This is a genomic window from Flammeovirga sp. MY04, from assembly GCF_001682195.2.
Taxonomy (GTDB): domain Bacteria; phylum Bacteroidota; class Bacteroidia; order Cytophagales; family Flammeovirgaceae; genus Flammeovirga; species Flammeovirga yaeyamensis.
In genome coordinates, this window is the sequence record NZ_CP003560.2 from 399,819 (window position 1) to 423,290 (window position 23,472).

19 protein-coding genes are annotated in these 23,472 nt (G+C 33.2%); 7 read left to right on the plus strand and 12 right to left on the minus strand.

Annotation, left to right across the window (positions count from 1 at the left end):
• Positions 1–50: 50 nt before the first annotated feature.
• From MY04_RS01615 to MY04_RS01630, 4 genes are all read right to left on the minus strand, one after another.
• The gene (locus MY04_RS01615) at positions 51–689 is read right to left on the minus strand and encodes a hypothetical protein (RefSeq protein WP_066205383.1); all 639 of its coding nucleotides are present in this window, start codon (positions 687–689) and stop codon (positions 51–53) included.
• Positions 690–915: 226 nt separating this feature from the next.
• Positions 916–1,449, minus strand: coding sequence for a hypothetical protein (locus MY04_RS01620; RefSeq protein WP_158297512.1), 534 nt, complete (start codon positions 1,447–1,449; stop codon positions 916–918).
• A 198-nt stretch (positions 1,450–1,647) separates the two neighbouring features.
• Positions 1,648–2,034, minus strand: a complete 387-nt coding sequence (locus tag MY04_RS01625; protein ID WP_066205390.1) for a hypothetical protein — start codon at positions 2,032–2,034, stop codon at positions 1,648–1,650.
• 123 nt (positions 2,035–2,157) lie between these two features.
• Complete coding sequence (locus MY04_RS01630) at positions 2,158–2,646, minus strand: thioredoxin family protein (protein WP_066205393.1); 489 nt, start codon at positions 2,644–2,646, stop codon at positions 2,158–2,160.
• A 14-nt stretch (positions 2,647–2,660) separates the two neighbouring features.
• On the opposite strand from MY04_RS01630, the gene MY04_RS01635 reads away from it, so the two are divergent.
• A complete protein-coding gene (locus tag MY04_RS01635; RefSeq protein ID WP_066205395.1) occupies positions 2,661–2,894 on the plus strand; it encodes a YgjV family protein in 234 nt (77 codons plus the stop codon).
• Here MY04_RS01635 and MY04_RS01640 read toward each other — a convergent pair.
• On the minus strand, positions 2,875–4,323 hold the full coding sequence (locus MY04_RS01640; RefSeq protein ID WP_066205397.1) for an arginine deiminase family protein: 1,449 nt from the start codon (positions 4,321–4,323) through the stop codon (positions 2,875–2,877). The genes MY04_RS01635 and MY04_RS01640 overlap by 20 nt on opposite strands.
• Before the next feature lie 574 nt (positions 4,324–4,897).
• Between MY04_RS01640 and pckA the strand changes: the two genes are divergently transcribed.
• Together pckA and MY04_RS01650 are read left to right on the plus strand one after the other, a co-directional pair.
• Complete coding sequence (gene pckA / locus MY04_RS01645) at positions 4,898–6,508, plus strand: phosphoenolpyruvate carboxykinase (ATP) (RefSeq protein WP_066205399.1); 1,611 nt, start codon at positions 4,898–4,900, stop codon at positions 6,506–6,508.
• Positions 6,509–6,914: 406 nt separating this feature from the next.
• Complete coding sequence (locus MY04_RS01650; protein WP_101958123.1) at positions 6,915–8,195, plus strand: porin; 1,281 nt, start codon at positions 6,915–6,917, stop codon at positions 8,193–8,195.
• 72 nt (positions 8,196–8,267) lie between these two features.
• On the opposite strand, the gene MY04_RS01655 is transcribed toward MY04_RS01650, so the two are convergent.
• The 3 genes from MY04_RS01655 to MY04_RS01665 all read right to left on the minus strand — a co-directional run bounded on the left by MY04_RS01655 (position 8,268) and on the right by MY04_RS01665 (position 13,420).
• The gene (locus tag MY04_RS01655; protein ID WP_066205400.1) at positions 8,268–8,843 is read right to left on the minus strand and encodes a hypothetical protein; all 576 of its coding nucleotides are present in this window, start codon (positions 8,841–8,843) and stop codon (positions 8,268–8,270) included.
• Positions 8,844–8,950: 107 nt separating this feature from the next.
• Positions 8,951–12,526 carry an ABC transporter permease/M1 family aminopeptidase gene (locus MY04_RS01660; protein WP_066205402.1) on the minus strand — a complete coding sequence of 1,192 codons (3,576 nt, stop codon included), beginning with the start codon at positions 12,524–12,526 and terminating at the stop codon, positions 8,951–8,953.
• A gap of 3 nt (positions 12,527–12,529) precedes the next feature.
• The gene (locus tag MY04_RS01665; protein ID WP_066205404.1) at positions 12,530–13,420 is read right to left on the minus strand and encodes an ABC transporter ATP-binding protein; all 891 of its coding nucleotides are present in this window, start codon (positions 13,418–13,420) and stop codon (positions 12,530–12,532) included.
• Positions 13,421–13,723: 303 nt separating this feature from the next.
• Here MY04_RS01665 and MY04_RS01670 point away from each other — a divergent pair, with 303 nt between their 5' ends.
• On the plus strand, positions 13,724–14,677 hold the full coding sequence (locus MY04_RS01670) for an aldo/keto reductase (RefSeq protein ID WP_066205408.1): 954 nt from the start codon (positions 13,724–13,726) through the stop codon (positions 14,675–14,677).
• A 74-nt stretch (positions 14,678–14,751) separates the two neighbouring features.
• Here the strand turns inward: MY04_RS01670 and MY04_RS01675 are convergent, their stop codons facing one another.
• Positions 14,752–16,179 (minus strand): hypothetical protein, encoded by a 1,428-nt coding sequence (locus MY04_RS01675; RefSeq protein ID WP_158297513.1) that lies wholly within the window; start codon positions 16,177–16,179, stop codon positions 14,752–14,754.
• 94 nt (positions 16,180–16,273) lie between these two features.
• Between MY04_RS01675 and MY04_RS01680 the strand changes: the two genes are divergently transcribed.
• A complete protein-coding gene (locus tag MY04_RS01680; RefSeq protein WP_158297514.1) occupies positions 16,274–16,441 on the plus strand; it encodes a hypothetical protein in 168 nt (55 codons plus the stop codon).
• A 203-nt stretch (positions 16,442–16,644) separates the two neighbouring features.
• Here MY04_RS01680 and MY04_RS01685 read toward each other — a convergent pair whose 3' ends face one another.
• Both MY04_RS01685 and MY04_RS01690 read right to left on the minus strand, forming a co-directional pair.
• A complete protein-coding gene (locus MY04_RS01685; RefSeq protein ID WP_066205415.1) occupies positions 16,645–17,301 on the minus strand; it encodes a LolA family protein in 657 nt (218 codons plus the stop codon).
• A 105-nt stretch (positions 17,302–17,406) separates the two neighbouring features.
• A complete protein-coding gene (locus tag MY04_RS01690) occupies positions 17,407–20,253 on the minus strand; it encodes an FtsK/SpoIIIE family DNA translocase (protein ID WP_236941091.1) in 2,847 nt (948 codons plus the stop codon).
• Between the two features lie 483 nt (positions 20,254–20,736).
• On the opposite strand from MY04_RS01690, the gene MY04_RS01695 reads away from it, so the two are divergent.
• Together MY04_RS01695 and MY04_RS01700 are read left to right on the plus strand one after the other, a co-directional pair.
• The gene (locus MY04_RS01695; RefSeq protein WP_158297515.1) at positions 20,737–22,047 is read left to right on the plus strand and encodes a GAF domain-containing protein; all 1,311 of its coding nucleotides are present in this window, start codon (positions 20,737–20,739) and stop codon (positions 22,045–22,047) included.
• Positions 22,048–22,196: 149 nt separating this feature from the next.
• The gene (locus MY04_RS01700; protein ID WP_066205423.1) at positions 22,197–22,706 is read left to right on the plus strand and encodes a hypothetical protein; all 510 of its coding nucleotides are present in this window, start codon (positions 22,197–22,199) and stop codon (positions 22,704–22,706) included.
• Between the two features lie 107 nt (positions 22,707–22,813).
• Here MY04_RS01700 and MY04_RS01705 read toward each other — a convergent pair whose 3' ends face one another.
• Positions 22,814–23,227, minus strand: a complete 414-nt coding sequence (locus tag MY04_RS01705) for a hypothetical protein (RefSeq protein ID WP_158297516.1) — start codon at positions 23,225–23,227, stop codon at positions 22,814–22,816.
• Between the last annotated feature and the right edge of the window lie 245 nt (positions 23,228–23,472).

Below are 23,472 nucleotides of genomic sequence, written 5' to 3' on the forward strand. Positions count from 1 at the left end.
ATTATATAATTAATTATAGCCTCTTTCTCTATCAAATTTTTATTTCAGTATTAAAAGCCAAATACTAAATCAAGCGTGGCCCCAAATGTTGGCTGATGCGTATGTACATCAATACCAGGAGATAGTGTAAATCCTGTACTCCAATGATTATTTAATGAATAAGCAAGTCCAGTTTGTACAATTACAGCACCTCCCCATTCACGATGATTCCCGTCTTCAACAGGAACATCATCAGGGTGAGTCATATCTTCCACATCAACATCAATATAATGTTCATCAGTGAAGTCATGGCTATCATGAGAACCAAATGTACCACCTACACCTACAAACGTACCCCATTTAGAATGACCGATCGGAATTTCTCTGACAACCACAGAAGCAAAGTGTTTACCCGTAAATTCTACTGTACCTTGGAATTTAGTAAGGTGAGCAAAATAAATGGATCCTGTAAACTCCCAATGCCCTGAATTACTGTATGAAATTTCTAATTCATATTTATGATGTTTCCCTTCATGGGAAGTTAACTCTTCGTGATGTTCTACTTGAGTAGTAGACTCGTGCTTAGTAGTGAGATCTTCTTGTTCAACATCTGTATAATTATGAGTAGTTTGACCTATAGCACAGGCAAACGATCCCGTAATGAAAAGGAAAGTTAAAATAGTTTTGATTGATGTACGGTAATAAAACATAGGTTTGAAACTTAGTATAGAGATAATTTACCTGAGACCGGAATAACAGGTAGAATAGCAATAAAATTGTTTTCTAAATGAAGTAACGTAAAGGAATTTTTTATGTTAGCTATCAAACAATGTTTTAAGATACTTTATAAAAAAAGTGGTATTATCTGATTTTTAATCCATCAAATAATACCACCTTACCGTTCTATAAACTGTTTTTCTTTAATTTTTTTTGAGCTTAAAAACCAAACACCAAATCGAATGTCATCCCAAAGTTGGGTTGGTGAGTTTCAAAATCAACACCTGGAGAAAGTGTGAAACCTGTACTCCAATGTCTGTCTAGTGAATAAGCAATGCCCGATTGGAAAATTAAACTTCCCGACCAATCTAAGTGATCTTCATGATCTGTTTGAGGAACAGAACCAGAATGTTGGTCTTCTTCGTGGCTAAAGCCAAAAGTAGAACCTAATCCTACAAAAGTACCGAATTTAGAATGTCCCAAAGGTATTTCTCTTACAAAACATCCCGCAAAATGATGTCCCGTGAATTCGACTGTACCCTGAAACTTTGTCAAATGAGCAAAGTAAACAGAACTTGTAAACTCAAAATGACTAGCATTATTATAAGATAACTCTACCTCAAAATGATTTTCATGATGAGTATCTGAGTTTTTTGTATGTTTTTTATCATCTTCATCACCAAAAGCTTCTACAGAAACCGGAATAAAGAAAAACATTGCTAATAAATATTGTAAATAAAATTTATTGGTCACCACCATGTTGTAAGTTTAAGAATTTAGTTGCTTTTATTCAGCCTTAGGTTTAAAACGTAAATAATTGCTGTTGCACACATTGTAATAATTTCACAGGCTTAATTTATTAAAAACTCCTAAAAACCATCAAATATATTAGTGGATATTAACATAAAGTGTGTGGTGTTATGAAATTGGATAAGTGGGTAAAAATGGTGTTTAGTTCGTTTGAGTGTTTAGTACATCCCATAAAACAATTTCAACAGTATCAATTCTTGGAATTGCTGTAGATTCCTTTACAGATGCATAGGAGAAGTTTTCTGGATTATCATAACGTTCGAAAGTGAGGTTACCTCTGTAATTTACTGCTAAATAAGTGGTAGTATCAGTTTTACTATTTCTTCTAAGATTTCTTGTACTTCCATAAACAGGAGGTTCAAGTGGGTAGCGGTCCAACACAATTACGCGTCCATCTAATGAATTACATTTTTCCCAATTAAAAGCAATAATAACAGTACGCATTGGGTAATTTTCTACAGGTTTACAGGCATAAATTAATAAAGGAATACTTGATAATAAAAGGAATTTAAGTAGGATGTTTTTCATATATTTAAAGTGGTTGTTTGTAGATTTTGATATAACTCCTTGGTCTATATAACCTCAAAGTTATATCAAACTCTTTTATGATTAACTGAAGTAAATAAACTTAATACTTCAATTGCCTATTTTTTAATTATACGTCTTAGGATCTATTGCTGTTGTTGTCCAACCTTTCAAGAACATCATCACTTTATTTTTATCATATCCTTTACCACTTTCTAGATAAGCCGAATTTTGAATATGAATCACTTTCCCATGGCCATCTAAAATAACAAAAACAGGATAGCCAAAGCGTTGCGGATTTCCCAAATACTTCATTGCTTCAGGATTTTTGTTGTCATTACTCCAATTTACTAACACTTTAACATAGTAATCTTCCATAAGTTTTGAAATTTCGGCATCTTCATGTGTAAATTTGGCATATTTCTTACACCAACCACACCAATTACCACCGACCTTTACAAAAACGTGTTTCCCTTCTTTGGAAGCAGTTTTTACAGCTGATTGAATGTCCTTCATGGCATCAGCAGAAGGATCGTAGGTTTCTGTTTGTGCAAAGCAATTGAAGCTTAAGGTGAGAAGTATCGATAAAGTAAACGATTGAATGATCTTTTTCATTAATAAATAATTTTATGAATCCAGAATATGTTGGGCATGTAGCCTCTGTAATTTTAATGATTTCTTTTACGTTAAAAAAAACAAGACAATTAAGAATTGTGAATTCTATAGCTTGTCTTGCTTTTGTAGCTTATGGAATAATGATAACGGCTTGGCCCGTAATTATATCAAATGCATTTATAGCTATCGTAAATACTTATTATTTGATACAAATGAGATCGGGAGCTGCTACCAAAGAGGAGTCCTAAGCAGCGGCATACTCATACAATGAGAACCACCTCTTGCCCTAGATAATTCTGCTGAAGGTAATAATATTAAGGTATTATTTACTTCCGAGGGGTGAAGTTCCTCATTTTTGAATTTATCCAATAAATCTGCTGCTCTGATCACCTCAATTCCTTGTTTCTGGAAACCTTTTGATGTTTTGTCATTTCTGTCATAACCAATCACCACACCCTCTTTTAGTGCTAACACATTACAAGAGTCAGTCCACTGCTCTCTACGTCCATGCGGAAATTCATTATCACCAGAATAAATAAACTGTGTTGGCTCCTCAGATCTTAAATCGGTTTGACTGATGTCGTTCAATAAGTCTTCTAGGTAATCAAATTTGATAGGGTCATCGTAAGATCTGCCTTTGATGTATTGTAGGATCTCGATTTCGTTCTCACTTTTTGATCCACCAAGAGACATGATGTAATCTCCTTGTTCTTGTTTTAAACCTTCTTTAGAGAAAGATCCGAAAATCACCCACATATTACGTTTCACCTGAGTAAAAGTAGTATCTATATGCATGTAGGCTCTTTTAGCAGGTATTTTAACGATCGTTACTTTTTCTACAATATCTCTTTCATGCATCGTACGTATCACTTTACTTGCTGCATGAATAGAGGTTCTCTCACTCACCCCAACCAATAAATGATTAGGAGCCACCATCATTACATCACCACCTTCAATAGTCACAAGCTTTTTCTCTTGTTCCTCTTCGTCCAATAAGAAGAAATCTTCAGGATCGTTAATTTCAATGATATTATTTGTATAGGCTTCAAACATTGGATGATTAAAGAAGATATACTTCATAATAATCGACTCTCTAGTACGGGCTTTTTTCTTAGGTTTGTTTAGAAGTATATGATCATTCACCGTGATACCTATATCCCTTGTGAAAATAAAGTTAGGAACAGGAGGGAAGATCATACGTTTATCAGGCAAGATTCCAGAAATCATCACTCGAGCCAATACAGAACTTTCTAGTTCCATTAACTCAGATTGTAAGGAGTAAGCAGTACCCTCATGTGCACAGATAGAAGCAATCATCCTTTGTCTAAGGTCTTTGTTGTCTAATAAATGTGCAAGTAGATGTTGGGGTTCTATTACTTTGTCTGAAGCAAAGTAATTCTCCTTGTCTGGTTTGTAAAAATGTCTTTGTGCTTCCTTAGAATCAATTTCGTTAATTCTCGGATGAATGTTTTCATAATCTAGAAAGTAGAGCAAGATTTTCAGATATAAATCATACTCCTTTTTTCTCATTGTGTCTACATGTATGATATCTTCAAATAGCCAATCTTGTGCCTTAGTAGGAATCACTTTGCCGATCCCTTCATCAGGACTGTGAATTAATAGTCGTTCTAATGTACCAACTTCAGACGATACATTAATTTTTCGATGGTTTTCCATTTTATAGTTAAATGTTCTCAATAGGCGTTCAATATAAACAACTTTCTATCTAAATGATAAGAATTCATTTATTCTTTAATGATATACAAAATATTATTTGGATGAGAATCATTACTATTCAGTGACTAATGTTGTTGTATTATATCTATAAATTGTCTTTTTAGAAGAAAAACGAAAAAATAATCAAAAAAACTTTTGTATTAAAAAGTGTAATTTCTACATTTGAGTGTCCCAATTCATTAATTTTTTCATTATTAAATGTTTTTGAATAGAATTCATCCTAAAATCTCATCATCTGTTTTAATCTCTAATTATATAAAACACTGTATATTAAGTTATTATGAATGATTTGTAAATAGTCATTATATAATGATGATTAAGTTTTTAATACTTATTGACAAAAGTCATTCTGACACTTTATCAATATGCTTAGGTTTGTATATAATCGATTAGCACAAATAACCTAGGTATTTCGAAAACAACGAAAGCACATAAACAACATTTTATATTTAACACACTACTTTATGGTATTGGATTTTTTCAATATGATAGTTGTAGTACATTAACCAATACAATGACAAATACACACAAATTAGCCAGTAAACTTTTAGCAGAGTCGAAACAAGTAAACACAGACTTGTCAATTGCACAATTAGTTGCAGAAGCAATTAAAAACGGAGAGGGTGTTCTTAACTCTACAGGTGCAATTATGTGCGACACTGGTAAATTTACAGGCCGTTCTCCCCAAGACCGTTTTATTGTAGAAGATAATTACACTAAAGACAGAGTGTGGTGGGGGAATATCAATAAACCGTTCCCACAAGATAAATTCGATGGTCTAGCACACAAGATGGTGGACTATTTAGTAGATAATCAAAAATTATATGTAAACAATGTGTATGCAGGTGCAGATCCAGCATACAGAATCAAAGTAAGAGTAATTACTCCTCTGGCTTCTGTATCTCACTTTGTAAACAACATGTTTATTGTTCCAACAGACGAGGAACTTAGATCTTTCGGAGAGCCAGATTATGTGGTATTGCAAGCTCCTGAGTACAATGCTAACCCAGCAATTGATGGTACTCGCCAAGGGAACTTCTCTATTCTTAACTTCGAAGAGAAATCAGCTTTAGTTGGTGGTTCTCGTTACACTGGTGAAATTAAAAAAGGTATTTTCTCAGTACTTAATGCGTTATTAGTAGATCAAAATGTATTACCAATGCACTGTTCTGCTAACGAAGGTGTAAATGGCGATTCAGCTGTATTCTTCGGTTTATCAGGTACTGGTAAAACAACTTTATCGGCAGATCCAAACCGTAACCTAATCGGTGATGATGAGCACGGTTGGTCAGATAATGGTATTTACAATTTCGAAGGAGGTTGTTATGCTAAAACGATCGACTTAACTAGAGAAAACGAGCCAGAAATTTGGGATGCGATCAAGTTTGGTGCAACTTTAGAGAATACTCGTTTCTTCCCTGGTACATCTGTAGTGGATTACACCAATGTAACTGTAACTGAAAATACACGTGTATCTTATCCTATCAGTCACATTGAAAATGCTAAGATACCTTCTGTTTCAGAAACACACCCTAAAAATATATTCTTCCTAACTTGTGATGCTTACGGTGTATTACCTGCCATCTCTAGGTTAACGAAAGAGCAAGCAATGTATCACTTTATGTCAGGGTATACTGCAAAAGTAGCAGGTACTGAGGCGGGTGTTACAGAGCCAACACCAACTTTCTCAGCTTGTTTTGGAGCTCCATTTATGCCACTTCATCCATCTGTTTATGCAATGAAACTAGGAGAGAAGATGACAGAGCACAATACAAACATTTGGTTAATTAATACAGGTTGGTCTAATGGTCCATCTGACAAAGTGGGTCGTACTAAATTGAAGTATACTCGTGCGATGATTACTGCTGCCTTAGAAGGTAAACTAGATAATGTTGAATTCGTTGAGCACCCAGTATTCGGAGTACAAGTTCCACAAGTTGTAGAAGGTGTTCCTGCAGAAGCACTTGATGCAAGAGCATCTTGGATTGCTAACGGGTTCGAAGGCTATGACGAAACAGCTGAGAAACTAGCGATTAAGTTTGTAGATAACTTTAAGAAATTTGAAGAAGGTTTAGAAGATAAATCTATTCTTGAAGGGGCTCCTAAAGTAAAAGCAAATGTTTAGTCTATAAAGACTATCTGATATAAATCGATTTCTAATTAATGGGTTACTGAATTTTCGGTAACCCATTTTTTATATTCCTTTCTCTTATATAATAAATTGAATAAAAAGTCTACTTTATATTACACTGTAGTATGTGTTTACAAAACAGAACAATCGACTGTTTAGGTTTTATAAAAAGGGTGAAAATAACATTTAAAATATCTATATATTTCTTAAAAATATACAATTTCTTAATGAGTATTAATGCATGTAACACTGAGTAAACTTTAATGGCTTAAATGTTTACGTAGTGTTTATCTAATATGAACTTAATGTTAACTTATTGATTTCTATATTTTTTACCAATCACGACCTCTATACTTGCATCACAATCGCATACGCATACTACAAACAAATAAAATCTTTTATGAAATCGCATATATCACTACTATTGGTGATGCTATTCGCTATGTCGTCTATGAGCTTATATGCTCAAGATAACTTTGAAAATGAAGAAATCCTGATTGATTCTGCAGCATTAGACTTAGATCAAGATGGTGAAGGACTTATTCAACAGTCATTGCCAAAAAGCTGGACTGATAGAATTAAAGTAAGTGGTTACATTCAAGCTCGTTACAACGGACTGTTTGAAACAAACCCTGATTTAGAAGTACCTCAAATGGATAAGAATTGGGGGGCTGATAAAGGTATATCTCTTAGACGTGTACGTCTTAAGGTTAGTGGATGGTTGTTAGATAATGTATACATGTACATGCAAGCTGATTTTGCTGGAGCACCATCATTAAGAGATGCATACATGGATGTTTATTTCGATCATCATAGGTCAACATGGATTAGAGTAGGTCAGTCTAAAGTACCTTTCGGTTATGAAAACATGCAATCTTCTCAATTCCGTATGCCTCTAGACCGTACGGACGCTATTAACTCTGCATTGCCAAATGAACGTGATTTGATGGCAGTTTTATATCACACTCCTCAAAAAGTGAGAAAGATATATAACTATATGAAAGAAAATAACCTTAAGCACTCTGGTAACTATGGTACATTCGCGTTAGGTGCTTTTAACGGACAAGGTATTAATACGCCAGACGCTAACGATAACCTACATGTTGTTGGTAGAGCCTCATGGCCATTTCAATTAGCAAACAATCAGATTATTGAAGTTTCTGCTCATGCTTATACAGGTAAGTATATCTTACCAAATGTAACAGATGGAATGATGGCAGAAGTGAGTAACAATGGTAAAAGTGAACTAGTTGAAGCAGCAGGGTATAATTTTAATGATTCAAGAGTAGGTGCTACATTTGTATACTACCCTCAACCAATTGGTTTTCAATTTGAAGCAAATTACGGTGTTGGACCTGAATACGATGCTGCAGAGAATGTAATTAAGGAAAAGAACTTATTTGGTTTCTATGGGATGGTTTTCGCTAAAATCAATTATGATCATCATACATTCTTCCCTTTTGTTAGATACATTAATTATGATGGTGGTAAGAAGTTTGAATTAGACGCGAGAAGCTATAAGGTTGATGATTGGGAAATTGGTGTAGAGTGGCAACCAAATAGAGCGTTTGAATTTGTAGCAATGTACACTATTGCAAACAGATCGTATGTAGATTCTAAAAATCCAGTAAACGATCAAGCTGGTAACTTATTAAGATTACAAATGCAGGTGAATTTCTAAGGAAATACCTCTGGTAAATATATAAAAGCCTCATGTTTTAAGATTTATACTCTTAATGCATGAGGCTTTTTATTAAAAACGTTTTCCGATACCAATACCAAATGTAAAAGCGTCGTAAATACCATGTCCATGGCTAGATTTTAATTCGTATGATAATACTGGGGTAACATCCCAACCGCCTTCACCCATAATTGGAAATTCTCTTTCTACAGTAATTTTACCAACAAAGAAATTATGATTTTTTTCTATTTCAATACCGGGACCAATACCAATTATCAAAAGGTGAGACACTTCATACATAGCTAATATGGCTCCTACATAGGCATACTCTCTTTCTACTTCTTCAGTATGATGCCTAGTTTCCACAACATAATTGGATAGTTCCAATTCATTTGAAAGACCGATAGCAAATTTGTGTGAGAAAAAATATTCATAGTCTAACCCTATAGTAGGTATAATTAGTGTTTGAGGTTTATCTGGGTTGGAAAATGCTTTTGGGACATATGCATGCCCCCAAATAACAGATAAGCGGTGATGTTTTAATTCCCCATGGGCTTCTTCTCTACCATGCAATTCTCTTTTTTGAGCTAAGGAGATTGAAGTAGAAAATAGTACAACTGTGAGTAATGAAATAAAATAACTTTGCATAAAATAAGTATATGAATCTTATAATTTACAAAATCAATTACTCTTAACTCTATTTCCACATTTCAATCTCTTTTTAGCTCAAAAAGAACTTTATTAAATACCATCAATTAGCTTTTACTATTGATTTTTGCTGTGTTGTCATCATATATTCTTTCGATAAGAATACGTTTAGGATCAACACTGGCTTTAACGGCTTTTTTATCTGATTTTATCTGAATTTGCGTTTGATTCTTATCTAATTTTATGCGTTCAACATAAATAAGATCTTTCTCCTCTGCATCAGCATATAAACCTACATCTACCCAATCATCTAAAGTAGCCTCTTTTTCATTTCCAAGAGAATCAGAATGAAATTTTTTGGCTTCAATATCTATCACATAAGTGAAAATGGAATCTTCCTCAAACATTTCGGCATTGGTTAAGCGGTAATCGTATAAAGTGATTTCCTTGAACCAATCATTTACTAGATAGTTCAAAGAATCCGGTACTTTGTTTTCTAGAAGATTTAAGTAATCTAAAGAAGTTGGATATGGAGGTTCCTTATATCTAAATTCTGTAAGAAATTCCTTTAAGGTTGCATTCACGCTATCCTCTCCAATATAATCTTGCAATGCGTACATTATCAATGAGCCTTTACCGTAGTGAATGTATCCTTGATTTTCCACTTTGTACAATGGCATTTCCTTTTCTTGTTCTACTGAACGTCCTCTTAAATAACGGTTCATATTGTACTTCAAGAAATTTTTCATCTTGACGTCATCGTTATTTTGTTTCATCACCATTAAAGCAGAATATTCAGCAAATGATTCAGTCAACATAGTAGAGCCTTGCATATCAGCACTGATTTCTTGATGGGCCCACCATTGATGAGCCATCTCGTGTGCAATAACAGCATCTATGATATTGTTTTCTTCCTCATCTTCTAAATTGGTGATAAAACCAAAGGCTTCTGAATAAGGCATTGTTCCAGGGAACGCTTGTGCAAAAGTGGCATACCTTGGGAATTCAATAATTCTAGCTTGATTATGATAATATGGACCAAAATTCTCTGTGTAATATTTTAAGGAACGCTCCATTGCACTTAACATCTTAGGTACATTTACTTCGTGTTCCTTTATATAATACACCTCAAGGTCGATACCATTCCATTCTTTCTTGGCAATCTCAAATCTAGCAGAGACAAAAGAAGCAAAAGCTTGTGAAATGTGGTCCACCTCATAATTATAATAATTACGTCCATTCTGTTTCCATTTTCTAGTTAAAGAACCCGGAGCGATGGCAATTTGATCTTCAGAAGTGGAAATAGTTGTTGTGATATTAACCCAATCAGCATTTCCTCTCGATAAGTAATTTTTAAAGCACAAATCGTGGTTATTATCTTCTGTAAGCTTTGGTGTTCTATCCCTAGGTGGAAGGTTGTATTCTCTTCTTTTATATTTATCTGATATTTCAAAATAATTGGAGTACCCAAAAACGGGGAGAATATCGAAATTATTAATAAAAGTTCCATTCTCTACTACTTTTGTACTAGCAGATCCATTTTGAAAACCTTCTTGTATGAAATTAGATTTAATGGTCATTTTTAATGTATCACCAGGCATTAGTGGTTTCTTCATTGCAAATTTCTTGAACCCAATTTCTTCATCAAAAAACGATTCTTCAGCATTGCTAATTAAAAATTCAACCTTCCATTTTTCATCGACGACAAAGAATAGAGAATCAATTGCTTCTTTCGACTTATTTTTTAAAGTAAGATTGTTGACTGTATATACATTCCCTTCTTTAGGGTAAATACTGATATTATGATGTATATCAGTAAGCACCGGTTGTGCAACACCTTCGTATTTTTTATACTTTTTCTCATACTCTGCTTGTTGTTCGTAATTCTCATCAGAGGATTTGTACGAGTTCAATACTTTGGTGTTGTAGTAAATGTTACCTGCCAAACCGATCCATATTAAACCAACTAAACCGAGTGCTCCGATATAACTAGTATCTAGATTATTCGATATATTTTTAAGACGATATTTAAATGAATTCGAGGTGCCTCTTGTCCACATCAAACTGCCCAATAAAAGTAGAAGTATTCCGAAAAATACCCAATACATATTAAACCATATTACTGCGTCAACATTGGGGCCAAACCCGTTCATATCTGAATACATAATGTAAGGTGCAGAAGCAATTTTCAACATATTGGATTGGATATCCATTATAGAGAAAATGATATTAGATCCTATCAAAAGGAGTACCGAGGCACCATAACCAATATATTTATGGTTGATAAGCACATGAATAAATGTACACACTAATGTGAGTGTGATCATTTCAGGTAGCTTCAATAAAATGAAATCAATAAAATAAACATCTAATTTGATGTTGGTAAATCCATTACCAAGTTGATATAGAATTCCTATGAAACAATTGATGAAATATAGTATGCAGATACTGCCTACGATAGCGATAATATTGGCCAATAACGATAAAAAACTAGAGTGAGGGGTAGAGTCAATAACTTCGTTGATATTCGTTTCTCTACTTTGCCATATCAGTTCTCCGCTATAGAAAATGATAATAATTGTAATAAATAATCCAGAGTTATTACCTATGGAATCAAGTACTTTATAAGTTACAGGATAGGATTGAAGACCATAATATTCATATCCTTCTAATAAATCAGCAAGAATCATTATCAAGCTACAAATTAAAAGGATTTTGAAAGTGTTGCTCTTCATGATATTCTTGAAATTGATTTTCAGAAAACTAATGAATTGCACCCAATCTGTCTTACTTGTAAATTGATGATGAAGTTTTGGTTTGATGAAATCAATTTTCTTTTCAACAACAGCGACCTTTTCTTTTTTAATTTTCTTTCTAACTTCAAAAGAGAAAAGTTTATAGAACAGTCCTATGATAGAGAAACTGATACCCACCCAAATAATACGGTTCAAACTTATAATTGATGTTATAGCAGGAATTAATGTATTCTTTTCAACTGGTGTATAGTACTTCGTTTCTAAGTTGATGGCTGATAAACCAAAAATATCAATCAATGCAGCCAATTGTTCATTCTCTAAATCAGAGCTGTAAGTTGTTCCAATAATGTACCCCACAAAAATGATAACGGCACCAACAAATGAAATAGTTGTTGATCTAAATTGAGTTGATAATCCAAAAATGATGGCTCCAGAAATGAGCATATTTGGAAGAATGATCATAAAATATGACCAAAGGAAAGCTAACCAAGGTGTAGGTCCAAATTTTTCGGGATCGGTCCAATCGAAAATTGGTCCAATAATACTGCCTAATAAAATACCTAAGGCAACACCTAGTAGAGGTACTGTAGAGAGAAGTAAAGCTCCTAAAAAACGTCCAAAGAAATAATCTCTTTTCTTAATTGGAGCAGAAAACATTATTTCGTTAAACCCGCTATTAAAGTCTCTTAAAGCTGCATTATTAAAAAATGCAGTGGCAAACAGAATACCGAAAATACTTAAGATTAAAGTGAAATTAATAACTACCGTTGGGGAGTTAGAATGTATATTTCCTATAGCACCTCCAATCATTACTTTATCTGATGCAGTTGCTCCGAAACAAAGCAAGGCCACAACAAATAAGAATATATAGATCATAGGTTGTTTGAAAGCACTAACAACCTCTTTTTTAAAAAATTCTGCAAACATAAATTATAGTTCTTGAGTCTGAGGAGTTAATGATGTTTTGGTAAAGAATACGTCTTCCAAGTCGGGTTCTACTTGAACAAAACCGTTAGAAGGATCTAAATTGCTTAGTATGTGAATAACAGTTTTACCACCCACCATTTTATTAGAAATGATTTTATAGTTACTGTCATATTCTTCTAATTCATTTCGAGCAATTGTTTTTTGCCAAACCAATCCCTCTAATTCACTGATTACATTTTCTGGAGAACCGTTATATACAATTTCACCATGACTCATGATGGCCATATCAGTACATAATTCTCGAACATCGTCAACAATGTGTGTGGATAAGATCACGACAGCACTATCACCAACATCAGCTAGTAAATTGTGAAAACGATTTCTTTCTCCAGGGTCTAAGCCTGCAGTAGGTTCATCAACAATAATTATTTTTGGGTCTCCAATTAAAGCTTGGGCAATACCCACTCTTTGTTTCATACCTCCAGAAAATCCTTTTACAGCTTTATTTTTGTGTTCATAAAGGTTCACCTTATTCAGAAGGAAGTCGACCAACTCTTTTCTTTCTTTCTTTTGGGTGATTCCTTTTAGAATTGCCAAATGATCGAGTAATTCTTCAGCGGTAATTCTTGGGTAAACGCCAAACTCTTGAGGGAGATAACCTAGAATTTGTCGTAGTTGATCTTGATTTTTCAGAATATCTAATCCATTTAATGTAATGGAACCACTGTCAGGAGTTTGAAGGGTTGCTAAAGTACGCATCAAAGAGGACTTGCCAGCACCGTTGGGACCTAATAATCCGAACATGCCATTATCAATAGTCAAATTAATATTATTTAATGCATGAACTCTGTTACTATAGATTTTATTGAGATCCTGAATAATTAGTTTAGCCATGATATGTAGTATAAGAGAGTTATATTAAGAATATTAAAAATACAAATTTAACTGTGTAATTAAAAATGGTTTTCAATAGACTGAAAGTTTAATTGAAAGACTCATAAAAAACTAAAAAGGTTGCATCACATTTTAAAGAATTACCTTTTAATAACCTTTTATTAATTGTATATTCATTACAGTAAAATAATGATAGGTTACTAGGGAGTAATAAACTTATCTATCCTGCACATAAAGTATATATAAACATACCTCTAATAAGTAACCAACAGTTACCAAATACCAACCAAATAACTATTTAGTATGAGCAAATCATTTAAATTAAACAATGGCAAAACTATTCCCAGCATCGGTTTGGGCACATGGAAATCTAAACCAGGAGAAGTATATGATGCTGTAAAAAAAGCAATAAAACTAGGATACCGTCATATAGATTGTGCGGCAATCTACGAAAATGAACCTGAAGTAGGTAATGCAATTAAAGAGTGTATTGAAGAGGGGTTGGTAAAAAGAGAAGAATTATTTATTACTGGTAAACTTTGGAATGATTCTCATTTAAAGGATGATGTTCCAAAGGCATTGGCTCAAACATTATCTGATCTTAAGTTAGATTATCTGGACCTTTATTTAATTCATTGGCCTATTGCTTACAAGAATGGAGTGAAGTTTACTCAAAAAGAAGAAGAGTTTCTTACTTCTGAAGAGGCTCCTATTTTAGAAACATGGGAAGCAATGGAGGAATTAGTTGATGCTTGTAAAACTGTTTCTATTGGTGTCTCTAATTTTGGAGTTACCAACTTGGAATTGATTTTATCAAACTGCAGAATCAAACCGGTAGTGAATCAGATCGAAATGCATCCATTAAATCAACAAAGAACGATGATGGAGTATGCGGATGCTCATGGAATAATATTGACGGCCTATTCACCTTTAGGTTCCAAAGATAGTTTACAGGAAAAAGATGGTGTACATCCTCCAATTTTATTGGAGAACGAGGTGCTGAAAGAAATAGCCGAAAAGCACGATGCTTCAACAGCTCAAATCATGTTGGCTTGGGCGAATAGAAGAGAGACAGTAGCTATACCAAAATCTGTACACGAACATAGGTTACAACAAAACTTAGATGCTCTGAATATACAATTAACTCCATGGGATTTGAGAGAAATATCTTTACTTAACGAGAAATATCGTTTTGTAGATGGAACTATCTTTACCGATGGAGGAAGTCCTTATACTTTGGATTATTTGTGGAAGTAATTTAGAAAAATGAAAAAAGGCAATCTCTTTAAATAATATAAAAAGAGATTGCCTTTTTGATTATAAGTTACTTTCTATAAATCCTTTTGAGAATAGATAGAGAATGAATTTATTTCTAATGATGTTAAAAAGTTAGTTGAAGTAACGAATCCTACTTTTTCAATATTATTAGAAAAGAAATCTTTAAATTTCCCTGAATTAATTTCCTCAAAACCCTCAAAGTCAAATTTTAAAGGTACGACCACTCTAACATTATCACGACCACTACATCTTATATAATTTTTATATATAGTATTACCGATAGTTTCATCTTGAATTACTAAATGAACTGAATTATAAATGTTCAAAGGAGTATCATAATTGAAAGGGTTTAATGCAATATAATCATCTGTGATTTCATAGTCTTGTAAAGAAAAATCAAGAGGTTTTGTGAAGCTTTGATCTAAAGAATTTACAAGAGAAAAGAATGAAGAATTATTATTTACTTCAGGACTTACTTTTGTTTCTCCAAAATAAGAGATTTCAGAATCTTCATGATTTAAGAATTTATAAACTATAAAAGCATTACCATTCTTCTCACAAAAAATATTATCACGAAGCAAAAGGTCATTATATTCAAAGCATTGATATAGTCCCACAACATCATCATTCAATTCTTTAGCAATAGGCTCACTTAATAAATCTTTACTTACTACTATCGTGTCTCCTTCGTTTAATTGATCAAGATCTACTTTAATTCCTTGGTTATCAGAATTATCTTTAATCAAAACAGTATTGTTAGTGAAAGCAAAATTATTTTCAAAATAATGGTAAGCATCTTTTATTTCAAGTGAGTAATAGGTGTAATCATCATCGTATGAAATAACATGTTGACGATTTAATATTACATTAAGTTCACCAAAATCAGCATTTTTAATAGCTAGGACTACATTTCTTTCATTTCTTTCATCGAATTGAAAGTGATTAGCTTCTAAACGGAATTCATCACCTTGACTATGGAAAGGAATTATATTAACTACTCTTTCATCTTCATATTGATCAGCTAGAACTTCTCCAAGATATTTACTGTATTCATATTTCTCTGAACTTTGAATTCGATAAATCATAAAGTTTTGACCTTCTGCATTTTCAGGGATTTCATAAACTTTATTAAACTCTTTGCCATCAGCTTTATAAATTTCAGTTACTTGGTTAAAGTTTTCATCAAGTACTAGAAAACTTTCTTCTTTGTTAAAAAATCGTTGAACCCATTCAAGATCGATACTTTCATCTTCACCAGAAAGTTCAACATCTTCAACTTGGATGAAACCCTCTTCAATAAACATAAGCGGCAGGTAATTATCCACTTCGACTAAAATATCTTGAGACAAAGAAGTAGAGGGTAATTCTAAATCACTATCTAATGAGAGATTGATTGTGATATTATTCTCACCCTCATTAAGCTGTTTTGAATCAAATACAATTTGAAGTTTATTATCCGTTGTCGTTTGATCAATGTTCAAGGTTTTTTCATCTGCTGATACTTGAATATCAACAATTGAAATCTGTTCGTTTGCGTATTCTCCTAGGTCGATCTCTAGTGTGTCATTGCCTCTTATGAAATCTTTTTCAGTGATTGATAGAGAAGGAAGGTCGTCTTCAGATAACGAAATGGGAGTTTCTACTTCTTCTTTAGTACATGAAAATAGTGTAACTCCAAGTAAAGCTGTAAGTAGTAGTTTTCGATTGAATTGCATGAAAAAAATAAAAAGATTGAAAAACTAGTTTAATTTGATTGTGAACTTAATATAAAATCCTTTTAAACTAAATTAACAAAGCACTGATTTATTATATCTATATGAATTATTTTGATAGTTATTTGAAGTGTATAGATAATTCTAGAAATAATGCAATTGGGAGGAATGATTAGAATATAAAAAAGCTGTTCCATTAAGATGAAACAGCTTCTCATTAGAGTGTTGTCTTAATTATCTCAAATCAACTACTTCAACATCTGGGTGCTTTGAAGTGTCGAATTTGAAATCGTTGTCTGTTACTGCAATATTCTTCTTAAAGTTACTTACAGTATAAACGTATTTGTTTTGATTTCCTTTTTCGAACATTTCCCACTTTACCAATTCGTGTGATCCAGGTTTGATATACATTCTTATTCTAAAGAAATTAATATCAGCACCTTTTTCTGGAGAAAGGTCTACAATATCATATCCACCTTCTTGACCTGTATATAGATACTTAAAGTTCTTTTTATACAATTGATAGATTTCAGCTGGAGAACTTGCTAATTCTCCTTCAGTATCTGCCTCTTCAATGGTTACTTCTTCCATTTCTTGATCATAACGATAAACTGTTTTAGCATCGCTATAAATCACCTGACCTTCTAAATGCATCTGATATTTATTTCCAGCAATAATAGCTTTAATATCAAGGTCGCCCATTTTTCCATCATTAATAGAAATCATTTCTTGATGAATATCCGCACTAAATGAAGATAAACTCATATAATGATTACTCATATCATCTAGAATTTTTTGTGCTTTTTCATCTTTTTGTGCCATCGCAAAGTTAGATGATAAGATAAAGGCGAAAATAAATAAAATAGAATTGTATATATGTTTGTTTTTCATCGTTTTCTGATTGTTGAACTGAATATAATTTGACATGTTAACTATTAACGTAAAAATAGGGTATAAAAGTTACATTTTATACCCTATTACTATAGAAAAGGCAAATTAAAGAGTGGCTAGAAGGGATTCTAATTCCATCTCTGATTTTACATTAACTTGCCTTGCTTTACTACCTTCGAATGGACCAACAATACCGGCAGCCTCTAGTTGATCAATGATTCTACCAGCTCTATTATACCCCAAACTTAATTTTCTTTGAATTAAAGAGGTAGAACCTTGTTGATGTCTTACCAGTAAACGAGCGGCCTCCTCAAATAAATCATCTCTGTCATCTGGACTTCCGGCCCCACCACCTGATTTAGAAGAAGGTGGTTCTTCCTCAAACTCAGGGAGCATGTATGCAGTATGGAAACCTGTTTGTTCAGCGATGAAATCACAAAGATGTTCTACTTCATCCGTATCAATAAATGCACATTGTAAACGTGTAAGGTCATTGCCCGTCGATAAAAGCATATCACCCATACCAATTAATTGTTCTGCTCCACCAGCATCTAAAATTGTTCTAGAGTCAATTTTAGAAGTTACTCTAAACGATAAACGAGCAGGGAAGTTGGCCTTAATCATACCCGTAATAACATCTACGGACGGTCTTTGTGTGGCTACAACTAGGTGAATACCGATGGCACGGGCTAACTGAGCCAAACGAGCAATTGGTCCTTCTATTTCTTTTCCTGCGGTCATCATTAAATCGGCTAATTCGTCGATAACCAACACAATGTATGGAAGGAATCGGTGACCCTTTTTAGGGTTTAATCGACGCTGACAGAATTTAGCGTTATATTCTTTAATGTTTCTAACACCTGCAGCCTTTAATAAAGAGTATCTCATATCCATTTCTGTACACAATGAATTTAAGATATGAACTGCTTTTTTGGTGTCTGTAACTATGGCTTCTTCGGCATCAGGAAGACTGGCCAAGAAGTGTCTTTCAATTTTATTGAAGAGTGATAATTCTACCTTTTTAGGGTCGATCATCACAAATTTAAGCTCCGATGGATGTTTTCTATAAAGTAAACAACTCAATAGAACATTAATACCCACCGACTTACCTTGTCCCGTAGCTCCTGCCATCAAAAGGTGAGGCATTTTAGCAAGGTCCATGACAAATACTTCATTCGAAATAGTTCTACCAAAAGCAACCGGCAATGCCATTTTAGCCTTAGCAAACTTCTCTGTGGCTATCACAGATGAAATTGAAACCATTTCTCTATTATTATTTGGTACCTCAATACCAATTGTACCTCTACCTGGAATTGGAGCGATAATACGAATACCTAAAGCTGCTAAACTTAAGGCGATATCATCTTCTAGGTTTCTAATTTTAGAGATTTTGATGCCCACTTCAGGAACAATCTCATATAAAGTAACTGTAGGTCCTATGGTAGCACTAATAGACGCAATACCAATTTTAAAGTGACGAAGTGTATTAACAATACGTTCTTTATTTGCCTCTAGTTCCTCTTTCGTTACCTTCGCCTTAGACTCTTTCGGAGGGTGTAAAAGCGTAAGTTCTGGGAAACGATAATTACTGAGATCTAAACGTGGATCGTATTCGTCCATGTCCTCTACTTGTACTAATTCATCAGGTTCATCTAGAGCATCTAAACTAGCTTTATCTACATCATCGGTATTATTTACACTGCTTAATGATGTAGGGTCAACTGATTTGTCCCTCGGTTTTGGAGGGGCAGGGGGATCAAGCTCAATTGGAGGAGCTGCATTACCTTCTTCCTTTACATCAATCATAGGTGTAGGAGGAGTTTCAGGAGCAGTTTTTTGTTTTGGAGCCTCCATTTGTGGAGTAACATTGTTCGGACGGTTAATTTCTTTGGCCTCAATTTCTTGAGGTGAAGTTTCTTGTCCTACATGAACATGTTCCACTTGAATATTTACATCTACAGAAATAGGATCTACTTTAATAGATTGTTCTTCTTTCTCGTCTTTTAATTCAGGGAGAATTGGTTTTGCAGGCATCAAATCATTTGATTCTGCTGTTTCCTTGACTGTTTCTTTTGTTTCAGTAACAGAATTTTCTTCTATCTGAGTTTCTGATGAAGTGGTGATATCTTCCTCTTCTACTTTGTTTTCAGTAATCTCTTCATTATCATTCTCAAATTCTTGAAGCGATTCTTGATGTAGTTTTTCTATTTCCTCTGCTGCAGCTTGATCTTCAACAGTTTCAAAACGATTTGTTGTGACTTTACGAAGGGCTTTGTCTAATTTTTTGAATTTTGATATATACACTGAATGTATCAATACCATTAAAATCAGAAGTATTAATGTACCAAAACCAATTAAACTGTATAAAGCGTTGGCTATTACGAAACCAACTTTACCACACAAGAAACCTAAGATATTGGGGGAATCTTTTACTACAACGATGTATCCCAAGAATAAACTAGTCCATAGCATGTAGAAAAAGCAGATGTATCCTAACTTTCTAAAACGGATCACTTTGCCTCTACCCAAAGTAAATAGTTCATAGCCTTTAGAAAGAAGCATAGGTACAATTAGGATAGCACCAATACCAAAAAGGTCATACACCAATAAGTGTGACAAGGCAGCACCTAATAAACCAAGCCAATTGTCTACTTCTTTTCCCGTAGAAATTAACTCGGAAATTCCACCCACATTTTCAATCACACTTTGATCGGCTTTGCCAGTAAAGACAAAAGATAATAGTGCGAGGAATGAGTAGATGGCTAAGAAAATAAGCGAAAGGCCTATGCTCGTTTTAAATCGGGGGTCACTGAACTTGTCTCTATTGAATTTTAAACCATCAAATGAGATTCGTTTAGGCTTTTTCTCTTCATCAGATGTATGAGAATTTTCATCATTTGAAGAAGGTTTGTATATATTTTTTCTTACGTTCTGTTTTCTTTCAGAAGACATATTTAGAATTTTGTGGCGAAAGTTTAAAAAGTTTCCATTTACCAGGAATGAATCCTTCCAAAATTATAATAATTTAATTGGATATGGAATAAATCTACAGTTCTTTATAAATAATAAGGTAAATTATAGATTTACCGAATGTTCATAAGAGGAAATGTACAGCACTTAACTTGGTAATGAGTACTAGATTGTATTATTACCGTTTATTGTTTCATCAGCTTACACTAATTTACCAATTTTTTGGAGAGTAATTAAAAACAATCTATTTTTTTCCTTAATAACCCGTGTTCGATGAAAAATAATTTCTCCAACCAAGGTTTTAATCCACTCTCATACTAATTTTTATATAGAATGCGTTTCATAAATAAACATGTTAGCACCAATATTGCATGAGAATCAAAAGGCATTAATGAAGTACTTTTTAAGATGAATTTAGTTCAACAGATATTTAATATAGGTATAAACAAAAATACCAAAACAATAATGAGCGAAAAGGTATTCACTACCAATCAATTCGCTTTTTACTTGATGATTTTTCATGTTTTTTATCTTATTGTTTCTATCGTTAAAGCCCCTACATTATTGCAATGGCCATTAATGGGCATACTTGCTAACCTAATTGTATTGTCTTTAAATTATCTAAGGTTATTTACCATTGCTAGAATTTTGCTTTGTACGGTACCTATGTCGGTGGTGATTATATACAACTCTTATTTAACACCAGTCGGTGCAATTCCAAGAATGTCAGGTTATCTAATAGGTATGGTGCATACTATTATCCCATTCCTTGTTTTTGATATGAAGGAGAGGATTGCTCAATGGTCACTATTTCTGGTTTTATGCTTTACCATTGTTGCCATGTTCCCTTTATCGGACTTGCTGATTGATCCACTTTTGGATTATGATTTAAATTATGCTCCAATGTCGAAAAGAGGATTAATTATAGGTCTTGCTGGTTTAGCAATTCTTCTGTTTTTAATGCAAAAAGAGCAATTAAGGTATAGAAATGAAAGCGAAAAATTAACAAAAGAAAGAGTTGAACGAAACTTAACATTAGAGAAGTCGGAAAAAGAATTAAAAGAAGCACTAACTCAAGTTCAAAAAACAAAACAAGAAGACGAAGAAAGGTCTTGGACCACTCAAAATATTTCTGATTTTAACGATTTAACCCGATCTGTAGAAGATCTAGATGAGCTGATCGATCATTCTGCTAGCTTCTTGGCAAGAGTGCTTAATCTTAATCAAGTAGCAGTTTTTACTCGTAAAGAAGATGCCGATGGGAATGATTTTTTAAAAAAGCAGTCGGTTTATGCTTACGATAGAAAAAAATATCTTGATAAGACAAATATAGAAAGAGGTGAAGGCCTAATTGGTCAGTGTTACATTGAGAAGAAGCCGATCATTATTAAAGATGTTCCTCAAGGATATGTGAATATTAGTTCCGGACTTGGTGATGCAACAGCATCTTTTGTAGCCATCTATCCATTACTCGCTTATGAAAAAGTGGAAGGTGTAATTGAGGTTGCTGGATTCAAGGAACTAAAAGAATTTGAATTAGATTTCTTAAAACGTATTTGCGAAAGCTTAGCGATTACTATCTTAAACAAAATCGGAGCAGAACGATTAAAAGAATTACTTAAGGTTTCTCAAGAGCAAGCTGAACAGGTGAGGTCTCAGGAAGAAGAAATGAGACAGAACTTAGAGGAAATGACAGCCACTCAAGAGGAGTTAAAAAGACAGAAAGAAGAATATGTCAAAGAAATTGACCGTTTGAAGATGCTTTTAAACTCTTAAAAAACTATCATTTTATATAAAAAAACGAAGGTTTACATAAAAAATATCTTAATACTCTTGTAAGTTGGTAGACTTTATGTACTTTTGTGTAGGCAGTATTTAAAAAGCCTATTAAAAATAAATCATCCTTTTAAAATTTATCACGTCCTATGAGCTATATTTTATCAAAAGAAAAAATCGTCCCAGTAGGGGAAAAATTAAGAAATAATCCAATTGGAGTAGTTTACAGTTCTGAAACTTATGGTGCAGGAGAAACTAAACTATCTATTTTCTCGGACGATCAAAAAAAGCAACTTGATCAGATTTGCGAAAGCATCTTGAAAAACTTATCTGCAAACCCGGATCGTATTTACCGTATCTCTTTAGAAGGTAGAGGACAAGCATCTGGAGAAGAAGATAAAAGAAATATTAAGTTAGCATCTTTTAGAGGAAAATATATGCGTGATATGGCGTATAAATACATTCTTAAATACGAAAAAAATGGTCATACAATCGCGTCTCACGTATTGTCAGGTCAGTTAACGCTAAGAGTAATTGATATCAAACCATTTTATGATGTAAATAAAGGAAGAATTTTATGGGCAGACGGTCAAGCAGGCGATCGTCAGTATCAAAGATCAAAAGTAAATGTCTATTATGAATCTAAATTGAAAAAATAATTCTTGAAGTATGAATAAAAAATAAACAATCAAGAATTGTTGAATTAGATACAAGGACATTTTAAAGGATAAATTAAGAGAGCCATCAATTATTTGATGGCTTTTTTTTACATCATATGATAGAATTCCCCATTCCAAATGACAGATAATTTCCCCATGTATTCAGTGACAGAAACATAGATTTCGTCGTTTTTATCATGATTCTCGAAAGTAACTACACTTGGTGTTTCTTTATTTTTTTCTATGATTACACCATCGAGCATTTCGTGATGATGTGAGCCATCTGCTCCAATAAAATCCAAGATAACTTGTTTATTGTTTTTGTTGTAAGTCACTTTTGCTTTTACATCAAAAGATTGTCTAAATTCTACTATATAGACATGAATATTGTCTTCAAATTGCCCCCCTTTTTCACTGAAAACAGTGAGCTGAGCATAAGGATTTTCAATAACAGTATTCTTGAAACTTGTAAGGGGTAGAATAAAAGGTAAAGCAAAAAGTAGGGTAATAATGGTTTTCATGAGTTTAATGTTTAGGGTCATCACAATAACACATTTTTGATTTAAAAAATTAAATATGCCGAACAGTTTGTTTAATAAGTCATGTAATTTCGTGCTTAATTAAAATTCAGATTTCAGAACAATTCAACACATAATTGGTTCTCTTGTAAAGGTCTTACATCAATAGTATTTGATATTTAAATGGATGAAAATAAAAAAGAAATTACATCTCATCATTAATTATTGATAACTACTTTATAATAATT

Bases quoted from the DNA above. Each gene is read 5' to 3' on its own strand.
- MY04_RS01615 (WP_066205383.1), bottom strand. From the start codon at position 689: ATGTTTTATTACCGTACATCAATCAAAACTATTTTAACTTTCCTTTTC.
- MY04_RS01625 (WP_066205390.1), bottom strand. From the start codon at position 2,034: ATGAAAAACATCCTACTTAAATTCCTTTTATTATCAAGTATTCCTTTA.
- MY04_RS01630 (WP_066205393.1), bottom strand. From the start codon at position 2,646: ATGAAAAAGATCATTCAATCGTTTACTTTATCGATACTTCTCACCTTA.
- MY04_RS01635 (WP_066205395.1), top strand. From the start codon at position 2,661: ATGAATCCAGAATATGTTGGGCATGTAGCCTCTGTAATTTTAATGATT.
- MY04_RS01640 (WP_066205397.1), bottom strand. From the start codon at position 4,323: ATGGAAAACCATCGAAAAATTAATGTATCGTCTGAAGTTGGTACATTA.
- pckA (WP_066205399.1), top strand. From the start codon at position 4,898: ATGACAAATACACACAAATTAGCCAGTAAACTTTTAGCAGAGTCGAAA.
- MY04_RS01650 (WP_101958123.1), top strand. From the start codon at position 6,915: ATGAAATCGCATATATCACTACTATTGGTGATGCTATTCGCTATGTCG.
- MY04_RS01655 (WP_066205400.1), bottom strand. From the start codon at position 8,843: ATGCAAAGTTATTTTATTTCATTACTCACAGTTGTACTATTTTCTACT.
- MY04_RS01660 (WP_066205402.1), bottom strand. From the start codon at position 12,526: ATGTTTGCAGAATTTTTTAAAAAAGAGGTTGTTAGTGCTTTCAAACAA.
- MY04_RS01665 (WP_066205404.1), bottom strand. From the start codon at position 13,420: ATGGCTAAACTAATTATTCAGGATCTCAATAAAATCTATAGTAACAGA.
- MY04_RS01670 (WP_066205408.1), top strand. From the start codon at position 13,724: ATGAGCAAATCATTTAAATTAAACAATGGCAAAACTATTCCCAGCATC.
- MY04_RS01680 (WP_158297514.1), top strand. From the start codon at position 16,274: ATGAAATCTTTTTCAGTGATTGATAGAGAAGGAAGGTCGTCTTCAGAT.
- MY04_RS01685 (WP_066205415.1), bottom strand. From the start codon at position 17,301: ATGAAAAACAAACATATATACAATTCTATTTTATTTATTTTCGCCTTT.
- MY04_RS01690 (WP_236941091.1), bottom strand. From the start codon at position 20,253: ATGTCTTCTGAAAGAAAACAGAACGTAAGAAAAAATATATACAAACCT.
- MY04_RS01695 (WP_158297515.1), top strand. From the start codon at position 20,737: ATGAGCGAAAAGGTATTCACTACCAATCAATTCGCTTTTTACTTGATG.
- MY04_RS01700 (WP_066205423.1), top strand. From the start codon at position 22,197: ATGAGCTATATTTTATCAAAAGAAAAAATCGTCCCAGTAGGGGAAAAA.
- MY04_RS01705 (WP_158297516.1), bottom strand. From the start codon at position 23,227: ATGAAAACCATTATTACCCTACTTTTTGCTTTACCTTTTATTCTACCC.